The organism is Vibrio sp. 704, assembly GCF_033339295.1.
Window position 1 is genome coordinate 1 of the sequence record NZ_JAWOUH010000016.1, and the last position, 19,499, is coordinate 19,499.

The window sequence follows — 19,499 nt, forward strand, 5'->3', positions numbered from 1 at the left end:
AAAGAAATATCTAATTGGATTATCATCAACGAGTGCCCACACAGATTGATAGGTCTATATTGTTAAAGAGCTTGCTTTGCGAGAAGTTTTTCTCTCAAAGCGGAGGTGCATTCTAGCGATTTAGTCGTTAGTGTCAAACACTTTTTTAAACTAATTTTTTGTAGAAGCTTTTTACCTCTTCGACCCTGCTGAAGCCTTGTGACGTCTGCCGTGTCGATGGATGCGCATTATAGGGAGAAGATTTTCTTTGGCAATACTAAAAATGCATTTTTTCTAAAAAAACATGCCAAATGGATACTTTCCATCCAACCCTAAAATTACCCAGAAATAACACTCAGGATTTATACAATTTACCCACAAAAAGCTGTGGATAACTACTCATCACTATCAAAGAAATAAGAAATACGCGAACGCGGATTTAGATACTCTTTTACTTTATCCGGTAATTTTGACGGATGAATCGCGTTAACTATCTTTATATCTTTTGAGGCAAGATCAATGATTGGCGCTTGCGTCCTTGGTACTGATGGATCGTAAACCAAAACATTCGGGAATAATAGATGCGATGCATTCACTGAGATAACCAGGCCGACCATATTATTAGAAAGCTGAACTACGGTACCCGGAGGAAACACGCCCATAAACTTAATTAGGATGTTCAGGTTCTCTTCTTTATATAGGTGTTTACAGTTCTTATATAAATGAGAGAGTGCGGTATAAGGAATCTTTTGGTCTGAGACTATCGGGGTATGGCACAAGTTATCAAACGCATTGGCTACAGCAATAATTTGAGCAAACTCGTTGATCTCATCTCCTTTCAGGCCTTTAGGATAACCAGACCCATCTCTTAGCTCATGGTGCTGCGCGATCACAATTCTCGCGACTTCGGGAAAAGCCTCGATTTGACTCGCAAGATCGACGCCATATTTAGTATGCAACTTTAAGTAGTTGGTTTCTGGCTCTGTTAGAGGTAGTTGCTTTCTTAATATTGCAGTCGGGATTTTTATTTTCCCGATATCATGGAATAGTGCGGAGAAGGAAAGCTCTTTCAACTGTGCTGCTGAGTACCCTTTAGCACGGCCAATCATCATCGAGATAACAGCCACGTTCAATGAGTGGAAATAAATATCTTCAAACTCATTTTTTCCGTTCATCAGATGTAACGTAACATTATCATCGCACATTAACTTCTCGACGATATCTTCAATAAGAAGCTTTGCTTCATCAACTGCTGCTGTCGGACGGTTACGGATTTTAGTCATGACTGAACGCATACGTGCCAGAGAGCGCTCAAACTCTTTTTCACACTGAATCACGCGTCGACGGTATGCACTTAACTTTTCTATGCGGTTCTGTTTTTCTTGCCACATTTTTTGAGTTTCATGATCTAACGACGCTTCATTTGTTACTCTGTCAGCTTGTCTTTGATCAACAGGGAGTGGAACGGCATCGCTTTGCTCTGGATTAAAGTAAACGAACTTTACGCCGAGGTGGCGGATCATCTCGACTTGCTCTTGGTCTTTAATCTTAAAGCTATTGAGTAGAAAGGGGTGATCGTTCCACTTTAGCGGAAGACGGATATGTAATCCGGGTTGAATACGATCGACCGTTAGTTTAATGGCTGCCACTTATTCACTACTGATTTATATTTCTTAAGAGAGTTAGAATACTAGTAAATTTTGTGAATAAATTCATCAGTAACTATCAAAACATCAAACCGTTATTTCTAAGCGACTCACTTAATTAGATAGAAGTAAGCTACTTTAAGGAGCGATCTGCTTTGCGTATTTTAAGCTTGGCCTCGAACACTGGCTTGTCTATTACTTCTTGATCTTTGACTAGCCCCATTAACGTTTGTACCGCTACACGGGCCATGTCACTGATAGGAAAGTGCACTGCTGATACTGTAGGGTAAAGACTTTCACAAAGATCAACACTGTCAAAGCTAGTTAATGAGATTTGCTCTGGTACAGAAATACTGTGCTCGTGTAAGTACTGCATTGCGCCAACCGTCATTTCTTCACTGCACGAAAAGACAGCCGTCACATCAGGGTGTCGTTGTAAAATTGCAGCCATTGCATCATAACCACTTTGCCGGCCATAATTCCCTTCTTCACACCAGCTTTCATCAATATCTATACCAGCATCCTTCATTGCATCAATATACCCAAGCTTTCTCAATACACTGTTATGACGTTGGGATGGACCGGCAATACAAGCAATCTTTCGATGACCACCAGCTAAAAGGTGCTCAACGGCAATACGGCTTGCATGATGATGGTTAAAGGTAACACAACGCTCTTCTATTCCTTCCACGTAGCGATCCAGGAGAACGAAAGGTGTTGGCTGTTTAGCTAGTTCACGTAAGTCATCATCTGACAAATAACGACTATGAAGTACATAGCCGTCACAACGTAAATCATTAAAACGCTGAATTGCCTCTTTTTCACCTTGTGCAGAATGATGGCCTTGAGCTGTAATCAAAAACTTCTTATGAATATCCAGCTCGGTCTGAACCTGCTCCATCATCTCGCCAAAGAAGCCCCCCGTATAGTAAGTCACCAATAACCCAACCATATTACTGGATGAGGTTGCGAGTGAACGAGCAATTGCACTGGGACGATAATTCAATTGCGCCATAGCCTGCTCTACTTTTTTTCGAGTTTCCTCACGAAATTTCCCCTCTCCATTAATAATTCGAGAAACGGTGGAGCGATTTACACCGGCGAGTTCGGCTACATCTTTAATCCTTGCCATAATGCTATTGGGTCCAACTGCAATTGTTATTAAATATTCGTTTGTATAGAACGGCTGCCAGCAATTCGTAAGGTGCTATAGGGGGCGAAGCTGGCAGCCTTTAATCATACACCGACCATTTGATTGGTAGAAACAAGCTCAGAGTAATCCGTGACAGTTATACCATGATGAGCTAACTGTTCTTTTAAAATGGGAGAGGTAAGAACTTGTAACTCTAGCTCTCGCTGAAGCGCATAGCCACTCTTTAAGATAAGCGCCTGATCGGCCTCTGCCGGGTGGCACATCACCTCAACCAAGTCATAGTCAGCTTTTAAGCTCAATAGATGTGCCATTAAGCCATCCAAGCTCACTTTTTGATCATAAAACTCATCAGTAAAGATATACCTGATTGTCATCGATTCTTGACACAAGCCAGTGCCCCGCAGTGGCACTCGGTATTCATTCGCTACTTCTTTAATAACGGGCAAAATTTGAGGGTGAGTATGCGCGTGATGATGGCTATCTAAGTGGCTTAGCTCTAACCCAAGCGATAAAAAATGTTCCACCTGAGCTTTTGCTTCATCATAAACGACCTGAGTTTCGAAGTCCTGCTTACTCCAAAGTTCGTCATAGTTGATAAAGTGCGCTCGGCCGTTAGTCAAGTTACGATGCTTCGTTATAGGCACACCTGCTGTAAACCTAAGATGAACGCCAACTTTCAAGTCTGGATTATGGCGAGCTAGTTCTAAGGCATGTTGCTCAGCATCCATACCCACCATCATGGTGGTTGAATGAACCACACCTTGCTGATGAGCTTTAACGATGCCGTTATTTACACCTCTCGTTAAACCAAAATCATCAGCATTAAAAATGACTTTCATCGGCGCCCTTCCTTAGTCTTACAACGTCGTTAGTTTAAATTGAGGTAAATACGGAGCGTTCACCGCCAGAATATCATCCAGGATTGACTTGGCGCGGCCAATGTCAGGCACCAATGGGTTATTGGTTAATGCCATAAGCGCCTTGTCATAATTACCTTCGACAGCAGCTTCTATTGTTAGCTGCTCATACGCTTTAACTTGATGGAGTAATCCTTTGATATTGTTTGACAACTCGCCAACCGCAAGAGGTTTCGCCCCCCAGCTACCAATCACGGCACTACATTCAATCACAGCATCGTCAGGTAGGCCGTTGATCGCTCCATTATTTAAAACGTTAACAACATGAATACTATTACGATTGTTATAAATTGAATCAACTAGGTTCAGTGATGCATCAGAATAATAAGCACCACCCCGCTCCTCTAACTCTTTCGGCTTATGATCGAGGGTAGGATCTTGATAGAGCTTAAATAGCGCATTTTCTGTTTCCATTACCTGCTCAGCACGAGTGCCTTTTTCATCGGCACTTTGTTTCTCTTCAGCAAGCATGGCATCAGTTTGGTAGAAGTAACGATGATAAGGACATGGTATCGCCCCCAGTGCTTTTAGAAATGCCGGATCCCACGGCTCTTCCCAGATATTCTTCATACTGAAGTTGGCACCATCACCGACTTTCTCTAATACCGTTTGAGTAATATCTTCCCCATTGAGCCATGCTTTGTGTACCCACACGAGATGGTTTAACCCAGCAAACTCAAGTTGCAGCTCTTTTGGCTCGCACTCCATCATTTCTGCAATCATCATTTCCATTGAAACGGGCACATTGCATAAACCAATACTCTTTACTTTGGTGTACTTACTGACCGCTTCGGAAACTAAACCCGCTGGGTTGGTGAAATTGAGCATCCATGCGTTTGGAGCCAACTCTTCAATGTCTTTACAGATATCAAGAATGACCGGAATGGTTCGCAGTGCTTTAGCAAAACCACCAGGGCCCGTTGTTTCTTGGCCGATGACGTCGTACTTGATTGGGATTCGCTCATCGTTAGCGCGTGCAGCAAGGCCACCAACACGAAACTGCGTCATCACAAAATCCGCATCTTTTATCGCAGCACGGCGATCGAAACCGGCTTTTATCTCAATTTTTGCTCCGGCTTTATCGACCATTCGCTGAGCCAATCCTTTGATGATCTCAAGCTTCTCAGCTCCTGACTCAATGTCCACAAAATGGATTTTCTTAACGGGTAAATATTCTAAGCGCTTAATAACCCCTTCAACCAATTCCGGGGTATAGCTACTACCACCGCCAATAATGGCAAGCTTGATCGCCTCTCTAGACATTTTCATCCCCCTTTATTTGTTCGAGATTTTTTTGTTCAGTGCGACGATTTCTACAGCCATCTCTTGAGCCAAAATCGTAGTCATTAGGTGATCTTGAGCATGCACCATCACTAACGTCATCGGGACTTTCCCTTCTCCCTGATCTTCTTCAATAAGCTGAGTCTGTATTAAGTGGGCTTTATTAATGCACTCTCTTGCTTGAGAGAGCTTCTCATCAGCCGCTTCAAAATCTTGTTCTCGAGATAAACGCAATGCCTCGTAGCTTAAACTTCTGGCTTCACCAGCATTGCAAATGATCTCCATTACAACCAATTCTTGTTCCATCATTTTCTCTCCGAAAATCGGGCCGCGGTAATTGCGGCCCATTAAGCACAGTTAAGCAGTAACGCCTTCGCCTGACGGCTGCGTATCACCTTTAGTTTCCTTCGTCGTTGGTAGTTCTTGCTCCAACATTTGCTTCTCAAACATTTTGAAGAATGGGAAGTAGATGATTAGATCAAGAATTAATAAACCAATGACGAGCAATACTGGCGCAAAGGTCCAACCGCTACCCCACGAAGCACCTATCAGTGCCGGTGTTGTCCAAGGTGTTGTAGCGACCCCCATACCCACAAAGCCGACATGCACAGCAAAATACGCAATCGTAGCGTTGATGACTGGAGCGAAGACGAACGGGATAAACAAGGTCGGGTTCATCACAACTGGGCTACCGAAGATCACTGGTTCGTTGATTTGGAAAAAGCCAGGCACCGCACTCATTCGACCAATGCTCTTAAGGTGAACAGAACGGCTAAACGACATCAGAATAACAAGAGCAAGTGTTGCACCAGAGCCGCCAATAAAGATGTAAAAATCCCAGAACGGTTGAGTAAATACGTTTGGAATCGGTTCACCTGCAACAAAGGCTTCAATGTTGGCACCAATGTTGGTCAAAAAGATTGGAGAAAGCAGTCCAACAACAATTGCAGCACCATGAATACCCGCAAACCAAAGTAGCTGGCAAAGCAATAAAGCGCCAATAATGGCAGGCAATGAGTTAGACGCACTGATTAGCGGTTTAAAGATAGCCATAACAGCATCTGGAATCAGCATGTCGTACTGGGTTTGTACGAAAAGGCTAAGTGGATATAAGGTAATGAATATCGCTAAGACTGGTAGCAATACTTCAAATGATCGCGCAATCGCCGGTGGCACCTGCTCTGGCATGCGAATCGTAATATTGTGCTTTTTCATAAAACGGTAGAGCTCCACCGAGAAAAATGCACACATCACTGCGGTGAAGATCCCGGTTCCGCCCATGTGAGACATAGACAACGCGCCATCTTTAGCTGGGGCCGCAATGAGTAAAAAAGACATTAGTGACAATACAGCACTCGTGATCCCATCCATCTTGTAAGCCTTCGCTAAACTATAAGCAACGCCCAGCGAAACAAAAATGGTCATGATCCCCATCGACATGTTGTAGGGCATCATTATGGTATCAAAATGTGTAGTGGCGAAATCGAGCCAAATTCGACCAAAAGTAAAGGTTGTATCTTCGGCAAATGGGGGGAATGCAAAAATCAAAATGAAACTACCAACAATAATAAACGGCATTGCGACAATAAAACCGTCTCTCATTGCGCGAACATGGGGCTGATTCCCCACTTTAGCTGCTATAGGGGCTATATGCTTTTCGACTGCGCCTATAATTGCGTCATAAAGCTTCATAGAATCCATCCTTATTTTAGGCAAAAGAATCCCGCATCAAATATTTATATTTGATGTACAGTTATCTTTTTTAATTTAAAACTATGGTTTAGTTAATTAATTCTAATGCTTGCTCTAGTACTTCCTCTCCCTTCATCATTCCATAATGCTGAGGAGAAATCGCGTCAATGTTTTTACCATGCTCTTGCGCCGTTTTTCTTAGCTCTTCTAGCTGAAAACGTACTTGAGGCCCGAGAAGACAAACATCGTACTCTTTAATTGCATCTTCAAATGCATTCACTGACATCGCATCAATTTTGCATTCAATTCCTTTATTTTCAGCAGCTTGCTCCATTTTCTTAACAAGCATACTGGTGGACATCCCTGCGCTACAGCATAAAAGGATCTTTTTCATAGCCTTACTCCCGTTGTGTAAATTTCAACCTGCAAAAACTGTAGCAAAAATAACCAAGACAAAAAAGCGCAACCGGTTGCATTATTCGTGAACACAATCCCAATTTAGAAAATACCACCTATTTTTTTGTAATTATTTAGGTCTAGGATAAAAGTCATAAAATAATTTAAGACATCACATTAAGTTTCAAATTATCAATATTTTACTACTGACAACGTCGTTATTAATTTCTTAAAAGGAATAGAGAATGAAATTTAATAAATTGGCTATTGCAACGCTTGTAAGTGCCGCACTATCACAACACTCATTTGCTCAAACCGACTCTAAAGGCACAATTTATCTAACGTTTGATGATGGACCAATCAATGCATCTATTGACGTTATTCAAGTACTTAACCAGGAAGATATCAAAGCGACGTTTTACTTTAATGCTTGGCATTTAGATGGAATTGGTGATGAGAATGAAGACCGTTCCCTAGAAGCCTTAAAGCTCGCATTAGACACTGGTCATATTGTTGCGAACCACAGTTACGATCACATGGTGCACAACTGCGTGGATGAGTTTGGACCGAACAGTGCTGCGGAGTGTAATGCGACCGGGGACCACCAGCTTAACTCGTATCAAGACCCTGTTTACGATGCCTCAATGTTTACGGAAAACTTATCTGTGTTAGCAAAGTATTTGCCGAACATTACAAGCTACCCGAACTACAAGGCAACAGAGTTTGCTAGACTGCCCTACACCAACGGTTGGCGCGTGACGAAAGACTTCAAAGCAGATGGGTTATGTGCCACGTCTGATGACCTGAAACCTTGGGAACCAGGATATGTATGCGATACATCCAACCCATCCAACAGTGTAAAAGCAGCTATCGAGGTTCAAAATATCCTAGCGAATAACGGCTATCAAACTCACGGTTGGGATGTGGACTGGGCACCCGAAAATTGGGGCATTGAAATGCCAGCAAACAGCCTTACAGAAGCAGAAGCATTTCTTGGATATGTGGATTCCGCGTTAAACACTTGTGCACCAACAACGATTAACCCGATCAACTCCAAAGCTCAAGAGTTCCCATGTGGTACACCTTTACACGCCGATAAAGTTATCGTATTAACTCACGAGTTCCTATTTGAAGATGGTAAGCGTGGCATGGGTGCAACGCAAAACCTACCTAAGCTCGCTAAGTTTATACAGTTAGCAAAACAAGCGGGTTATGACTTCGACACAATGGATAACTACACACCGAACTGGCAAGTTGGTCATAACTACGACGCTGGCGATTACGTCTTACACCTAGGTACTGTATACCAGGCTGTAACAAACCATACTGCGCAACAAGATTGGGCACCGTCTCCAACCTCTAGCCTTTGGACAAATGCAGACCCAGCCACTAACTGGACTCAGAATGTTTCCTATAAACAAGGTGATGTGGTGACTTATCAAGGTTTGCGTTATCTAGTTGATGTACCGCACGTGTCCCAAGCAGACTGGACTCCGAACACTCAAAATACCTTGTTCACAGCTCTATAGGCTGTTCCTACTATCACCATGTAGTAGTTTGCGCGAGGCATACCCCTCGCGCTTTTTTGTTTTGAAGATCAAGATACAACAAAGCCCCGACTTTCATCGAGGCTCTGTCTTAAAATATGGTACCTGCGAGTGACTTGACTGGCAGGCACTCCTGACGCCACCGCGAAGGCAACGCTAACTTTCTTTTGATATTTACGAACACCTAAAACGACGAAAGGCCGCTATAAAAGCGACCTTTCTATGTATGGTACCGGTGGGCGGACTTGAACCGCCACGCCCGAAGGCAACGGATTTTGAATCCGTCGTGTATACCAATTTCACCACACCGGCATCTTTGGGCTATTGCCCTTTGATGGTTGGCATTATACGTAAGCTTTTGACCTGCGCAAGCAGAAATACCTTAAATAACTATCGTTTGCTGATAATTTCGCCACAAAGTGTGACAAAGCTGTACTCATAAGAAACGTACGCTCCATTTTCTACTACTCTTCCAGATGAAAATGAGTATACGAAACTCTTTTTAAGTTCTATTCACTGTAATATCAGAAACATAACCATTCCCAATGCTCGACAACGCATTATGGAGCATCTCTGCGGTATCTTCTGCTTGCATGAAGTGACTCGTGTCCATCGTATTGCCGCTTGTTTTCCAGAATTCCGTATCCATTCCACCAGGATAAACCGCGATAATTTTCATAGGTTTTCCTTTTAGCTCCAAACGAACCGACTCAATTAATCCTTTGATGGCCCATTTCACTGCACAATACGTAGACTCTTGCGCTTTAGGTTGTTGCGCGGCTGTGGACATGATCATGACCACTTTTATTGGATGATCTTTGTAACGCTTTACTAACTCTCTTAACACATGAATCGCAGAATTCAGGTTGTTATCAATCAACTTTTGAATCTCTTCCGGCTCCTGCTCTTCCAGTAAGCCAAAATAACCACTTCCCGCACTATGAATGACCATTTCAGGGGACTGTTTCACCCCATCAAAGAGCTGTTTCACATTTTGGTGCGATGAGAGGTTGCAAGCTTGATAACCAACGTTATGAGAGAGTTGTTTTGCTAGTGCGGATAGTTTTTCTGTATTTCTTCCTATTACATACGTCTCTTTGCCTTCCGCATCATAACGCTTTGCTAGTTCCGCCCCTAAACCGCTACTTGCACCTGTAATTACAATCATGCGCTACCTCTTTTCAACCACATACTTTTAATTCATCTATCAATTAAGGTAACAGAATCGTGGTAATTCACACCTCAAGAGCACCATTCTTTGAAGCAAGCAGCTTTCTTACTTTCGTGATGCATGAAATATCAAGCAGAACGACGGGCATTTAACCTATGCTTAAGCAAGAATAACTTTCTGAATTTTCTATCGACTTTCTAGTGAGAACTGAATAGGAGCAAAGAATGACTGGGTCAAAATGGCAGTGGTTACTGAAACAGATGACGCGAAAACTGTGGGTCCGGACGTCACTCTACGCATTACTTGCTGTTGCTACCGCCTTAATGTCGATTGTTTTAAACCAGTTCATTACTCTGCCCCCTGCCATCAACGTCAGCAAGGATTTGTTGAACAACATATTAAATATCCTCGCAACCTCCATGCTTGCAGTGACTACATTCTCTCTCAATATTATGGTCTCAGCGTACAGTGCCGCTAGTGCAGGGGTAACGCCGCGAGCGACAAAACTGTTGATGGAAGACAGCACAACACAAAATGCCTTAGCAACCTTTCTTGGCTCTTTTCTATTTAGTTTGGTAGGAATTATCGCGCTAGGTATTGGGGCCTATCATCAACAAGCACAAATTTATCTGTTCATCGTAACTATCGCCGTAATCGTGATGATCATACTCACTCTGCTACGTTGGATTCAGCACCTTTCCGTACTAGGAAGGGTCAGTGAAACCACTTCATACGTGGAGCAAGCCTTGTTAGATGCGATAAGAAAACGGGGCAAAGAGCGTTGGCTAGGTGCTCACCCGTGGAGCCACCCAGAACATAAACCCAGAGGAAGTAAACCTATTTTGAGCCAAGAAATTGGCTACTTACAGCATGTTGATATGCATCATCTCGATAGTATTGCTGAAGCAAACCAATGCACCATCTACCTTGAGCGACAACCGGGAAGTTTTGTGTACGTAGGTCAACCATTGGCTTGTGTTTGTGGAGAATTGCCAGACGAAAGCGAAGTAACGGCAGCCTTCACGATTCGAACAGAGCGTTCATATGATCAGGACCCTCGCTTTGGTTTAGTCGTTATGGCGGAAATCGCCTCACGAGCACTATCTCCGGCTGTAAATGATAATGGCACCGCAATTGACGTTCTTGGGCGTTCTGTACGAGCACTTTCATTATGGGGAGACCTACTCAGTGAGCCGCCTACCAAAACTCGATATCCTAGACTATTTGTGCCCGCATTGAGCTGCCAGGATTTGTTTGATGATGTCTTTTTGCCGATAGCACACGATGGTGCAGCGCAACTCCAAATACAGATTCGCCTACAAAAGGCCTTGCTAGCTCTCTCTAGTATGCACCCTAAGTTATTTTTGTCACCAGCAATCAAGCTGTCAGAAAAAGCTTTAGAGCTTTCATTAAGCCAACATTATACCGAAGATGAGAAACACCAACTCTCTCAGCTATCTAATCTGGTCACAGACCAAAGAGCCAATGGTTAAGAGAATCGAATTCAGTTGAAACATATTGCTGCACGGCCTCGTGTATCATGACATGTGCTGATAACGTAGGGCAGAAAAGTCACTTAGTTTATACACAATTAAAGACTCTGTGCGTTAGGTCTCTTTTCTCTTGGTGAGGGAATCTATATTCTGACGCACAATTTTTAAGGTAAGTGATGGAATAATGACAACGTCTACAACTCTTCCACCTGCTGGTCTCTTTCGTCGACTTGCAGCGTTGATTTACGACACATTGATTATTATCGCAATTGAAATGATGGCCGCAGGTATTGTTATGGCCGTTGTGTTTGCACTAAATGCAGCAGGATTGTTGAGCTATGGCGAGTACGCTGATGCCGCAGATATGCTCGGAAAGCACCCTGTATTGAGCCCTCTATTTACACTTTACCTTGCGGGTGTGTGGATATATTTCTTTGTGTTCTTCTGGACGCGAGCAGGACAAACTCTTGGGATGCGCGCTTGGAAGCTTCGAGTTCGCAATGCCAAAGACGGAGCACCAATTACGGTAACTCAAGCTCTGATTCGTATTTCGACATCTGGCTTTGGCTTGGCAAATTTGACTGTACCGATTGATCCGAAGAAACGTGGTTTCCACGACATTTGGGCCAAAACAGAGGTTGTTGTATTACCTAAGGCAAATTAACTTGTCTAGGAACACAAAAAAGGAAGGCGTAATGCCTTCCTTTTACATTTGGTTCGGTAAAACTTGGTTTATTCGATGATGCTTCAGTTATAGCTTTCTTCGTAGCAGTGCAATCGCAATAGCTAAGAACACCAAACTCGGGGCCAAAGCACCAAACACTGGGGATATGCCATACACCAAGCTTAATGGACCAAAGAACTCACTGGATATGTAAAAAGTAAACCCGGCAACCACGCCCGACAATACCCTTGCCCCCATGGTCACGCTTCTGAGTGGACCGAAAACAAAAGATAGCGCCATTAACATCATCACAGCAATTGAAAGCGGCTGAGTCAACTTACGCCAAAACGCCAACTCATAGCGAGATGCATCTTGTTCCGATGCTTTCAGGTAAGTCACATAATCATACAAACCGCTCAGTGACAATTCTTCTGGCTTCACGGTCACCACAGCTAGCTTATCTGGTGCCAAAGAGGTGTGCCACTCCATCTGTTCGATGTCTTGCTTTGAAATTACGTTTTCATTTTCCATGTCCGTAATTTGTACGTAGCGCATCAGCCAGTTGTTATCTTGTTGGTAGTCGACTTCTTCGGCGAAAATAACTTTTTGTAGATTCTTATCATCATCAAAACGCCACATATTTAAAGCATAAAGCTTGTCGTCTTCGACTTTACCGATAAAGATAAAGTCGTTTGCGTCACGAGCCCACACACCTGAGCGCACAGACACAATGCTACCACCTGATATCGCAAACGCACGTAAGTCACGGGCCATCTTCTGGGCCTCAGGAGCGCCCCATTGGCCTAACGCCATAACGACAATCATGAGTGGGACGGCCGTTTTTAGTACCGATAACCCGATATCCAGCTTAGAGAAACCAGCAGCTTGCATCACCACCAGCTCAGAGCTTGAAGCCAACATACCTAAGCCGATCAGGGCACCGAGTAATGCCGCCATTGGAAAGAACATTTCGATATCACGCGGCACACTGAGTAACACAAAGTACAACGCATGAGTGAGGTCGTACACACCTCGCCCTACTTTACGTAGCTGTTCTACATATTTGATGATGCCCGATAAGCCAACAAACGTCGCTAAAACCAAGGCAGTGGTAGAGATGATGGTTCTACCGATGTAAAGGTCTAAGATTTTGAACACAGCTTACGCGAGCCTCTTCTTGCGGAATTTGTCTTTTATTCGTCTAGCAGCAACGCTGTCCATCATATTCGCCATGATAGCAACAATCAGCAACATCGCATTGATTGGCCACATACCAATAGCAGCCGGGATGTCACCATCTTCTAATGCAGATTTGGTTGCACTGATCGCCAAGAAATACGCTAGATAGATCAGAATCGCAGGCCCCATTTTGGCAAACCGTCCCTGACGCGGATTCACCGCAGACAAAGGAATAACGAGCATTGTTAAGAGTGGAATACACACAAATAACGAAATTCGCCATTGTAGCTCCGCTTGCGCCTCTGGATCTGGGTGACCTATCAAGTCAACCGTTGGGTATGCTTCCCAGTCTCGCCCTTTCTTTTTGACCTCACGTTGGCCGATAACACCTTCGTATTCATCGAATTTCGTGATCATATATTCAACGCGAGTAGGCACACCTTCATAACGCGTACCTTCTTTCATAGTGATGATCTGACGACCGTCCGAAAGCTCTTTTACTTCACCAGAAGATGAGAACATCACACTCGGTAACACTGAATCTCGAGGGCGCATCTGCGCAACAAAAACGTTGCTCAAGGTATTGTCTTTAATGTCATCGATGAACACAACCGATGAACCGTCTGGTGTACCTTGGAACTGACCTTTTTTAAGTAGGTCAACGCTGTTTTCTGACGCTACCTGCTCATAAAGCTGCTCAACGCGGTCTTGAGACCACGGCGATAGCCACAACGCATTGAAAGCCGCCACCGCTGAAGTAATCAACGCTAGGTATAAGGCCGCTTGAACCAAGAATTTATTACCAATACCTGTCGCGTTCATTACGACAATTTCGCTCTCTGCATACAGACGACCAAATGTGATCAATATGCCGATATACAGACTTAAAGGCAGCATTAACAGACCCATTGCTGGCATGTTCAAACCAACAATCGAGAAAATCAATCCAGCAGGAATATCCCCATCAGAAGCATCAGCAAGAACACTTATGAATTTCTGGCTTACAAACACCAAAAAAAGTACGAAAAAAATCGCAAATTGGCTCTTGAGTGTTTCGCGGATCAAATATCTAACAATAATCACGCTGAAATTACCTATACAAAACTTGTTTTTTTGGTCGAATCACTATAGTTTCCCGTTGAACCATTTATTTTTTTAAAAATTATAAACTAGATGTTAGTCGCTTAATCAGCTCTGCATGTAAGCCTGGAGCTAAAATTCAACAAGTAAGCGATCATTATCTAACATTTAGAGCAATTTGTCTTCAGGATGTAGGAGTACGCATGGAGTTCAGTGTAAAAAGTGGCAGTCCAGAGAAACAACGTAGCGCATGTATCGTTGTTGGTGTGTTTGAACCACGTCGCCTTTCTCCAGTAGCCGAACAACTTGATAAAATCAGTGACGGTTACATCAGTTCACTACTTCGCCGTGGTGATCTAGAGGGTAAACCTGGTCAGATGCTGCTACTGCATCAAGTACCAGGTGTTTTGTCAGAGCGCGTTTTACTTGTCGGTTGCGGCAAAGAGCGTGAACTTGGCGAGCGCCAGTACAAGGAAATCATTCAAAAGACGATCAGCACACTTAACGAGACAGGCTCAATGGAAGCGGTATGTTTCCTAACTGAACTGCATGTTAAGGGTCGTGATACATACTGGAAAGTGCGCCAGGCTGTAGAAGCGACTAAAGATGGTCTATACACATTTAATCAATTCAAGAGCGTGAAACCTGAGACTCGCCGCCCACTGCGCAAGCTTGTTTTCAACGTACCAACGCGTCGTGAATTGAACTTGGGTGAAAAAGCAATCACTCATGGTCTTGCTATCGCATCAGGTGTCAAAGCCTCAAAAGACCTTGGCAACATGCCGCCAAACGTAGCTAATCCAGCTTACCTTGCTTCTCAAGCTCGTCGTCTAGCGGACGACTACGAAACCGTAACCACCAAAATTATTGGTGAGCAAGAGATGGAAAAACTGGGTATGACCTCTTACCTAGCAGTAGGCCGTGGTTCTAAAAACGAATCTATGATGTCTATCATCGAGTACAAAGGTAACCCTGACTCAGATGCAAAACCGATTGTGCTCGTAGGTAAAGGTCTAACCTTCGACTCAGGCGGTATCTCTCTAAAGCCGGGCGAAGGTATGGATGAGATGAAGTACGACATGTGTGGTGCGGCATCGGTATTCGGTACAATGAAAGCGCTGGCGAAGCTAAACCTACCAATCAACGTTATTGGTGTTCTAGCGGGTTGTGAAAACATGCCTGGCAGCAACGCTTACCGTCCAGGTGACATCCTAACGACCATGTCTGGTCAAACTGTAGAAGTTCTGAACACGGATGCTGAAGGCCGTCTTGTTCTTTGTGACGCACTGACTTACGTAGAGCGTTTCGAACCAGACTGCGTGGTTGACGTTGCAACGCTAACTGGTGCTTGTGTTATCGCACTAGGCCACCATATCAGCGGCGTAATCTCTAACCACAACCCTCTTTCTCATGAGCTAGTAAACGCTTCTGAGCAAGCGAGTGACCGTGCATGGCGTCTACCAATGGCAGACGAGTACCACGAACAGTTGAAAAGCCCGTTTGCGGATATGGCAAACATTGGTGGTCGCCCTGGTGGCACAATTACTGCGGGTTGCTTCTTATCTAAGTTCGCGAAGAAGTACAACTGGGCACACGTCGATATCGCAGGTACCGCGTGGAAATCAGGCGCAGCGAAAGGCTCAACGGGCCGTCCTGTCTCAATGCTTGTCCAATTCCTTTTGAACCGCAGCGGCCAAGAGACAGAAGAGTAATTTCTGAACAACATCTAAAAGGGCCGCAAGGCCCTTTTTTATTATCCTAATTTTCTAAAATGAAAGTGGGACTTAAGATGGTCTTAGGAAGAGACCCAAGGCAAGTGAGAGAATGATGCAAACTGCAACCTTCTACATCATTAACGAAGAGAGCCCGCAAGCAACGGTGGCTGGCTTTGAAGAATACATCGTGTTTTTGGCTCAGCACTTTGCTCGCCAAGGCGCTAAAGTGTATTTAAACTGCCAAGACAAACCACACGCCGAGCAGCTCGCTGAAGCCTTTTGGCAAGTTGATGCAGACAAGTTCATGGCACATAACCTCGTAGGCGAGGGACCGAAATACGCCACCAATATTGAAATCGGCCATGAAGGTGTAAAACCTAATTGGAACCGTCAGCTGGTAATTAATTTGGCGGAAAATGAGACAACCTTTGCGAACAAGTTTGCTCAAGTGGTAGACTTCGTGCCCTGCGAAGAAAAAGCTAAACAACTCGCAAGAGAAAGATATAAAATTTACCGTCAAGCAGGTTACCAACTGCAAACGATCGAAATTCAATATCCTTAACGGTCAATCCTTATAGTTAAGGCGATCTTGTTAAGATCCCTCACTTATAAAGATTGACTAAGATTCAACCATCAACGTATCCATTAAAAGAGCGCTATGGAAAAGACATACAACCCAACTTCAATCGAACAAGCTCTGTATCAGACTTGGGAAGAGAAAGGCTACTTTAAGCCACACGGTGACACTACTAAAGAATCATACAGCATCATGATCCCGCCACCGAACGTCACTGGTAGCCTACACATGGGCCACGCGTTCCAAGATACGATCATGGATACGCTTATCCGTTGTGAACGTATGAAGGGTAAAAACACCCTTTGGCAAGTAGGTACTGACCACGCTGGTATCGCAACTCAGATGGTTGTTGAGCGTAAGATCGCTGCAGAAGAAGGCAAAACAAAACACGATTACGGTCGTGAAGCTTTCATCGACAAAATCTGGGAATGGAAAGGCGAATCTGGCGGCACTATCACTAAGCAGCTTCGTCGTCTTGGCGCATCTGTAGACTGGGATCGTGAACGCTTCACGATGGACGCTGGTCTATCTAACGCCGTTCAAGAAGTGTTCGTACGTCTATACGAAGACGATCTAATCTACCGCGGTAAGCGTCTAGTTAACTGGGATCCAAAGCTACACACAGCGATTTCAGATCTAGAAGTAGAGAACAAAGACACTAAAGGCCACATGTGGCACTTCCGCTACCCACTAGCAGATGGCGCTAAAACAGCGGATGGCAAAGACTACATCGTTGTTGCAACGACTCGTCCAGAGACCGTGCTAGGCGATACGGGTGTTGCAGTTAACCCAGAAGATCCACGTTACAAAGATCTTATCGGTAAAGAAATCATCCTTCCTATCGTTGATCGTCGCATCCCAATCGTGGGCGATGAGCACGCAGATATGGAAAAAGGTACTGGCTGTGTGAAAATCACACCTGCGCACGACTTCAACGACTACGAAGTAGGTAAGCGCCACCAGCTACCAATGATCAACATTCTGACTTTCGACGCAAACATCCGTGATGCTTCTGAAGTATTCAACACCAACGGCGAAGCAAGCGACGCTTACAGCACTGAGCTACCAGCTAAATACCACGGTATGGAGCGTTTTGCCGCTCGTAAAGCTATCGTTGCTGAATTCGACGAGCTAGGCCTACTTGAAGAAGTGAAAGATCACGATCTACAAGTTCCTTACGGCGACCGTGGTGGCGTGGTTATCGAACCAATGCTAACTGACCAATGGTACGTACGTACTGCGCCTCTAGCGAAAACAGCGGTTGAAGCAGTAGAAAACGGCGACATCCAATTCGTTCCTAAGCAATACGAAAACATGTACTTCTCTTGGATGCGTGACGTTCAAGACTGGTGTATCTCTCGTCAACTATGGTGGGGTCACCGCATCCCAGCTTGGTACGACAACCAAGGTAATGTTTACGTAGGTCGCGACGAAGAAGAAGTTCGTAAGAACAACAACCTAGAGTCAGTTATTGAACTGCACCAAGACGAAGACGTACTGGATACATGGTTCTCTTCTGCACTATGGACGTTCGGTACTCAAGGTTGGCCAGAGCAAACTGACGATCTGAAAGTATTCCACCCTTCAGACGTACTAGTAACTGGTTTCGACATCATCTTCTTCTGGGTTGCGCGCATGATCATGATGACCATGCACTTCGTGAAAGACGAAAACGGCAAACCACAAGTACCATTTAAAACGGTTTACGTTACTGGTCTAATCCGTGACGAAAACGGCGACAAGATGTCTAAGTCGAAAGGTAACGTACTTGACCCAATCGACATGATCGATGGTATCGACCTAGAGTCTCTAGTAGAGAAGCGTTGTGGCAACATGATGCAGCCTCAGCTAGCGAAGAAGATCGAGAAGAACACTCGTAAGACGTTTGAAAACGGTATCGAAGCATACGGTACAGACGCGCTACGTTTCACTCTTGCAGCAATGGCATCAACAGGTCGCGATATCAACTGGGATATGAAGCGTCTTGAGGGTTACCGTAACTTCTGTAACAAACTATGGAACGCAAGCCGTTACGTAATGATGAACACAGAAGAGCAAGATTGTGGCTTCAACGGTGGTGAGATTGAATACTCACTAGCGGACAAATGGATCGAGTCTCAGTTTGAACTTGCAGCGAAAGCGTTCAACAACCATATCGACAACTTCCGTCTAGATATGGCTGCGAACACGCTTTACGAATTCATCTGGAACCAATTCTGTGACTGGTACCTAGAGCTAACTAAACCCGTTCTATGGAAAGGTACTGAAGCACAACAGCGTGGTACTCGTCGTACATTAATCACGGTTCTTGAGAAGACTCTACGTCTAGCTCACCCAGTGATTCCTTACATCACTGAAACTATCTGGCAAAGCATCAAGCCATTAGTTGAAGGTGTAGAAGGCGAGACAATCATGCTGCAAGCACTGCCTCAATTCGACGAAGCAAACTTCAACCAAGAAGCGCTAGACGACATTGAATGGGTGAAAGCGTTTATTACCAGCATCCGTAACCTACGTGCTGAATACGACATCAACCCTGGTAAGCCGCTTGACGTTATGCTGAAAGCAGCAAACGCAGAAGACGCTGCGCGTCTAGAAGCAAACAAACAAGTACTAATGTCTCTAGCGAAACTAGAATCTGTACGCGTACTTGCTGCTGACGAAGAAACGCCAGCGTGTGCAACAGCATTGGTTGCTAAGTCTGAGCTAATGATCCCAATGGCAGGTCTGATCGACAAAGATGCTGAGCTTGCTCGTCTAGATGGCGAAATCAAGAAGACGCACGGCGAAATCAAGCGTATCGAAGGCAAACTGGGCAACGAAGGCTTTGTAGCGAAAGCACCTGAAGCTGTTGTTGCTAAAGAGCGTGAGAAGCTTGAAGGCTACAAAGAGACACTAGCTAAGCTAGAAGAGCAGAAGACAACGATCGCTGCACTTTAAGCCTCAGTGAAAGAGAAGAACTAACACTTCTCACTTTGAATCCAAAGGTTGGCCATCATGGTCAACCTT

The 19,499-nt window shown here is 44.4% G+C and carries 16 protein-coding genes and 1 tRNA gene; 6 read left to right on the plus strand and 11 right to left on the minus strand.

Features of this window, described 5'->3' with window-relative positions; all coding sequences use genetic code 11:
• Nucleotides 1-374: 374 nt before the first annotated feature.
• The 7 genes from R7R24_RS18085 to R7R24_RS18115 form a co-directional block, all read right to left on the minus strand.
• Nucleotides 375-1,628, minus strand: coding sequence for an HD-GYP domain-containing protein (locus tag R7R24_RS18085; protein ID WP_005381029.1), 1,254 nt, complete (start codon nt 1,626-1,628; stop codon nt 375-377).
• A gap of 130 nt (nt 1,629-1,758) precedes the next feature.
• Entirely contained in the window at nt 1,759-2,757 is a 999-nt protein-coding gene (locus tag R7R24_RS18090) for a LacI family DNA-binding transcriptional regulator (RefSeq protein ID WP_005381031.1), read from the minus strand.
• A 104-nt stretch (nt 2,758-2,861) separates the two neighbouring features.
• Nucleotides 2,862-3,617 carry a chitin disaccharide deacetylase gene (chbG, locus tag R7R24_RS18095; RefSeq protein WP_005381046.1) on the minus strand — a complete coding sequence of 252 codons (756 nt, stop codon included), beginning with the start codon at nt 3,615-3,617 and terminating at the stop codon, nt 2,862-2,864.
• Between the two features lie 18 nt (nt 3,618-3,635).
• Nucleotides 3,636-4,958 (minus strand): 6-phospho-beta-glucosidase, encoded by a 1,323-nt coding sequence (locus R7R24_RS18100; RefSeq protein ID WP_005381048.1) that lies wholly within the window; start codon nt 4,956-4,958, stop codon nt 3,636-3,638.
• Between the two features lie 12 nt (nt 4,959-4,970).
• Complete coding sequence (locus tag R7R24_RS18105; RefSeq protein WP_031777269.1) at nt 4,971-5,282, minus strand: PTS lactose/cellobiose transporter subunit IIA; 312 nt, start codon at nt 5,280-5,282, stop codon at nt 4,971-4,973.
• 51 nt (nt 5,283-5,333) lie between these two features.
• Complete coding sequence (locus tag R7R24_RS18110; RefSeq protein WP_191116195.1) at nt 5,334-6,668, minus strand: PTS sugar transporter subunit IIC; 1,335 nt, start codon at nt 6,666-6,668, stop codon at nt 5,334-5,336.
• A gap of 88 nt (nt 6,669-6,756) precedes the next feature.
• Nucleotides 6,757-7,062, minus strand: coding sequence for a PTS sugar transporter subunit IIB (locus R7R24_RS18115; RefSeq protein ID WP_025767645.1), 306 nt, complete (start codon nt 7,060-7,062; stop codon nt 6,757-6,759).
• Between the two features lie 247 nt (nt 7,063-7,309).
• Here R7R24_RS18115 and R7R24_RS18120 point away from each other — a divergent pair, with 247 nt between their 5' ends.
• A complete protein-coding gene (locus R7R24_RS18120; protein WP_005381066.1) occupies nt 7,310-8,593 on the plus strand; it encodes a carbohydrate-binding protein in 1,284 nt (427 codons plus the stop codon).
• 245 nt (nt 8,594-8,838) lie between these two features.
• On the opposite strand, the gene R7R24_RS18125 is transcribed toward R7R24_RS18120, so the two are convergent.
• A tRNA-Leu gene (locus tag R7R24_RS18125) sits at nt 8,839-8,923 on the minus strand.
• A 190-nt stretch (nt 8,924-9,113) separates the two neighbouring features.
• Nucleotides 9,114-9,779 (minus strand): SDR family NAD(P)-dependent oxidoreductase, encoded by a 666-nt coding sequence (locus tag R7R24_RS18130; protein ID WP_005381068.1) that lies wholly within the window; start codon nt 9,777-9,779, stop codon nt 9,114-9,116.
• Between the two features lie 227 nt (nt 9,780-10,006).
• Here R7R24_RS18130 and R7R24_RS18135 point away from each other — a divergent pair, with 227 nt between their 5' ends.
• Nucleotides 10,007-11,275, plus strand: coding sequence for a DUF2254 domain-containing protein (locus tag R7R24_RS18135; protein WP_005381069.1), 1,269 nt, complete (start codon nt 10,007-10,009; stop codon nt 11,273-11,275).
• Between the two features lie 184 nt (nt 11,276-11,459).
• On the plus strand, nt 11,460-11,939 hold the full coding sequence (locus R7R24_RS18140) for an RDD family protein (RefSeq protein WP_005381070.1): 480 nt from the start codon (nt 11,460-11,462) through the stop codon (nt 11,937-11,939).
• A gap of 87 nt (nt 11,940-12,026) precedes the next feature.
• On the opposite strand, the gene lptG is transcribed toward R7R24_RS18140, so the two are convergent.
• Complete coding sequence (gene lptG / locus R7R24_RS18145; RefSeq protein ID WP_005381071.1) at nt 12,027-13,097, minus strand: LPS export ABC transporter permease LptG; 1,071 nt, start codon at nt 13,095-13,097, stop codon at nt 12,027-12,029.
• A gap of 3 nt (nt 13,098-13,100) precedes the next feature.
• Nucleotides 13,101-14,201: an LPS export ABC transporter permease LptF gene (gene lptF, locus R7R24_RS18150; RefSeq protein ID WP_005381072.1), complete on the minus strand. Its 1,101-nt coding sequence runs from the start codon at nt 14,199-14,201 to the stop codon at nt 13,101-13,103.
• A 200-nt stretch (nt 14,202-14,401) separates the two neighbouring features.
• Between lptF and pepA the strand changes: the two genes are divergently transcribed.
• The 3 genes from pepA (at nt 14,402) to R7R24_RS18165 (ending at nt 19,430) form a co-directional block, all read left to right on the plus strand.
• Complete coding sequence (gene pepA / locus R7R24_RS18155) at nt 14,402-15,910, plus strand: leucyl aminopeptidase (protein WP_005381073.1); 1,509 nt, start codon at nt 14,402-14,404, stop codon at nt 15,908-15,910.
• 115 nt (nt 15,911-16,025) lie between these two features.
• Nucleotides 16,026-16,475: a DNA polymerase III subunit chi gene (locus tag R7R24_RS18160; protein ID WP_031777270.1), complete on the plus strand. Its 450-nt coding sequence runs from the start codon at nt 16,026-16,028 to the stop codon at nt 16,473-16,475.
• Nucleotides 16,476-16,571: 96 nt separating this feature from the next.
• A complete protein-coding gene (locus R7R24_RS18165; RefSeq protein WP_191116194.1) occupies nt 16,572-19,430 on the plus strand; it encodes a valine--tRNA ligase in 2,859 nt (952 codons plus the stop codon).
• Nucleotides 19,431-19,499 lie beyond the last annotated feature (69 nt).

Excerpts from the sequence above, each read along its gene's own strand:
- R7R24_RS18105 (WP_031777269.1), bottom strand. The coding sequence starts at position 5,282 with ATGGAACAAGAATTGGTTGTAATGGAGATCATTTGCAATGCTGGTGAA.
- R7R24_RS18090 (WP_005381031.1), bottom strand. The coding sequence starts at position 2,757 with ATGGCAAGGATTAAAGATGTAGCCGAACTCGCCGGTGTAAATCGCTCC.
- R7R24_RS18120 (WP_005381066.1), top strand. The coding sequence starts at position 7,310 with ATGAAATTTAATAAATTGGCTATTGCAACGCTTGTAAGTGCCGCACTA.
- R7R24_RS18115 (WP_025767645.1), bottom strand. The coding sequence starts at position 7,062 with ATGAAAAAGATCCTTTTATGCTGTAGCGCAGGGATGTCCACCAGTATG.
- chbG (WP_005381046.1), bottom strand. The coding sequence starts at position 3,617 with ATGAAAGTCATTTTTAATGCTGATGATTTTGGTTTAACGAGAGGTGTA.
- R7R24_RS18160 (WP_031777270.1), top strand. The coding sequence starts at position 16,026 with ATGCAAACTGCAACCTTCTACATCATTAACGAAGAGAGCCCGCAAGCA.
- R7R24_RS18110 (WP_191116195.1), bottom strand. The coding sequence starts at position 6,668 with ATGAAGCTTTATGACGCAATTATAGGCGCAGTCGAAAAGCATATAGCC.
- R7R24_RS18100 (WP_005381048.1), bottom strand. The coding sequence starts at position 4,958 with ATGTCTAGAGAGGCGATCAAGCTTGCCATTATTGGCGGTGGTAGTAGC.
- R7R24_RS18165 (WP_191116194.1), top strand. The coding sequence starts at position 16,572 with ATGGAAAAGACATACAACCCAACTTCAATCGAACAAGCTCTGTATCAG.
- R7R24_RS18130 (WP_005381068.1), bottom strand. The coding sequence starts at position 9,779 with ATGATTGTAATTACAGGTGCAAGTAGCGGTTTAGGGGCGGAACTAGCA.
- R7R24_RS18135 (WP_005381069.1), top strand. The coding sequence starts at position 10,007 with ATGACTGGGTCAAAATGGCAGTGGTTACTGAAACAGATGACGCGAAAA.
- R7R24_RS18140 (WP_005381070.1), top strand. The coding sequence starts at position 11,460 with ATGACAACGTCTACAACTCTTCCACCTGCTGGTCTCTTTCGTCGACTT.
- pepA (WP_005381073.1), top strand. The coding sequence starts at position 14,402 with ATGGAGTTCAGTGTAAAAAGTGGCAGTCCAGAGAAACAACGTAGCGCA.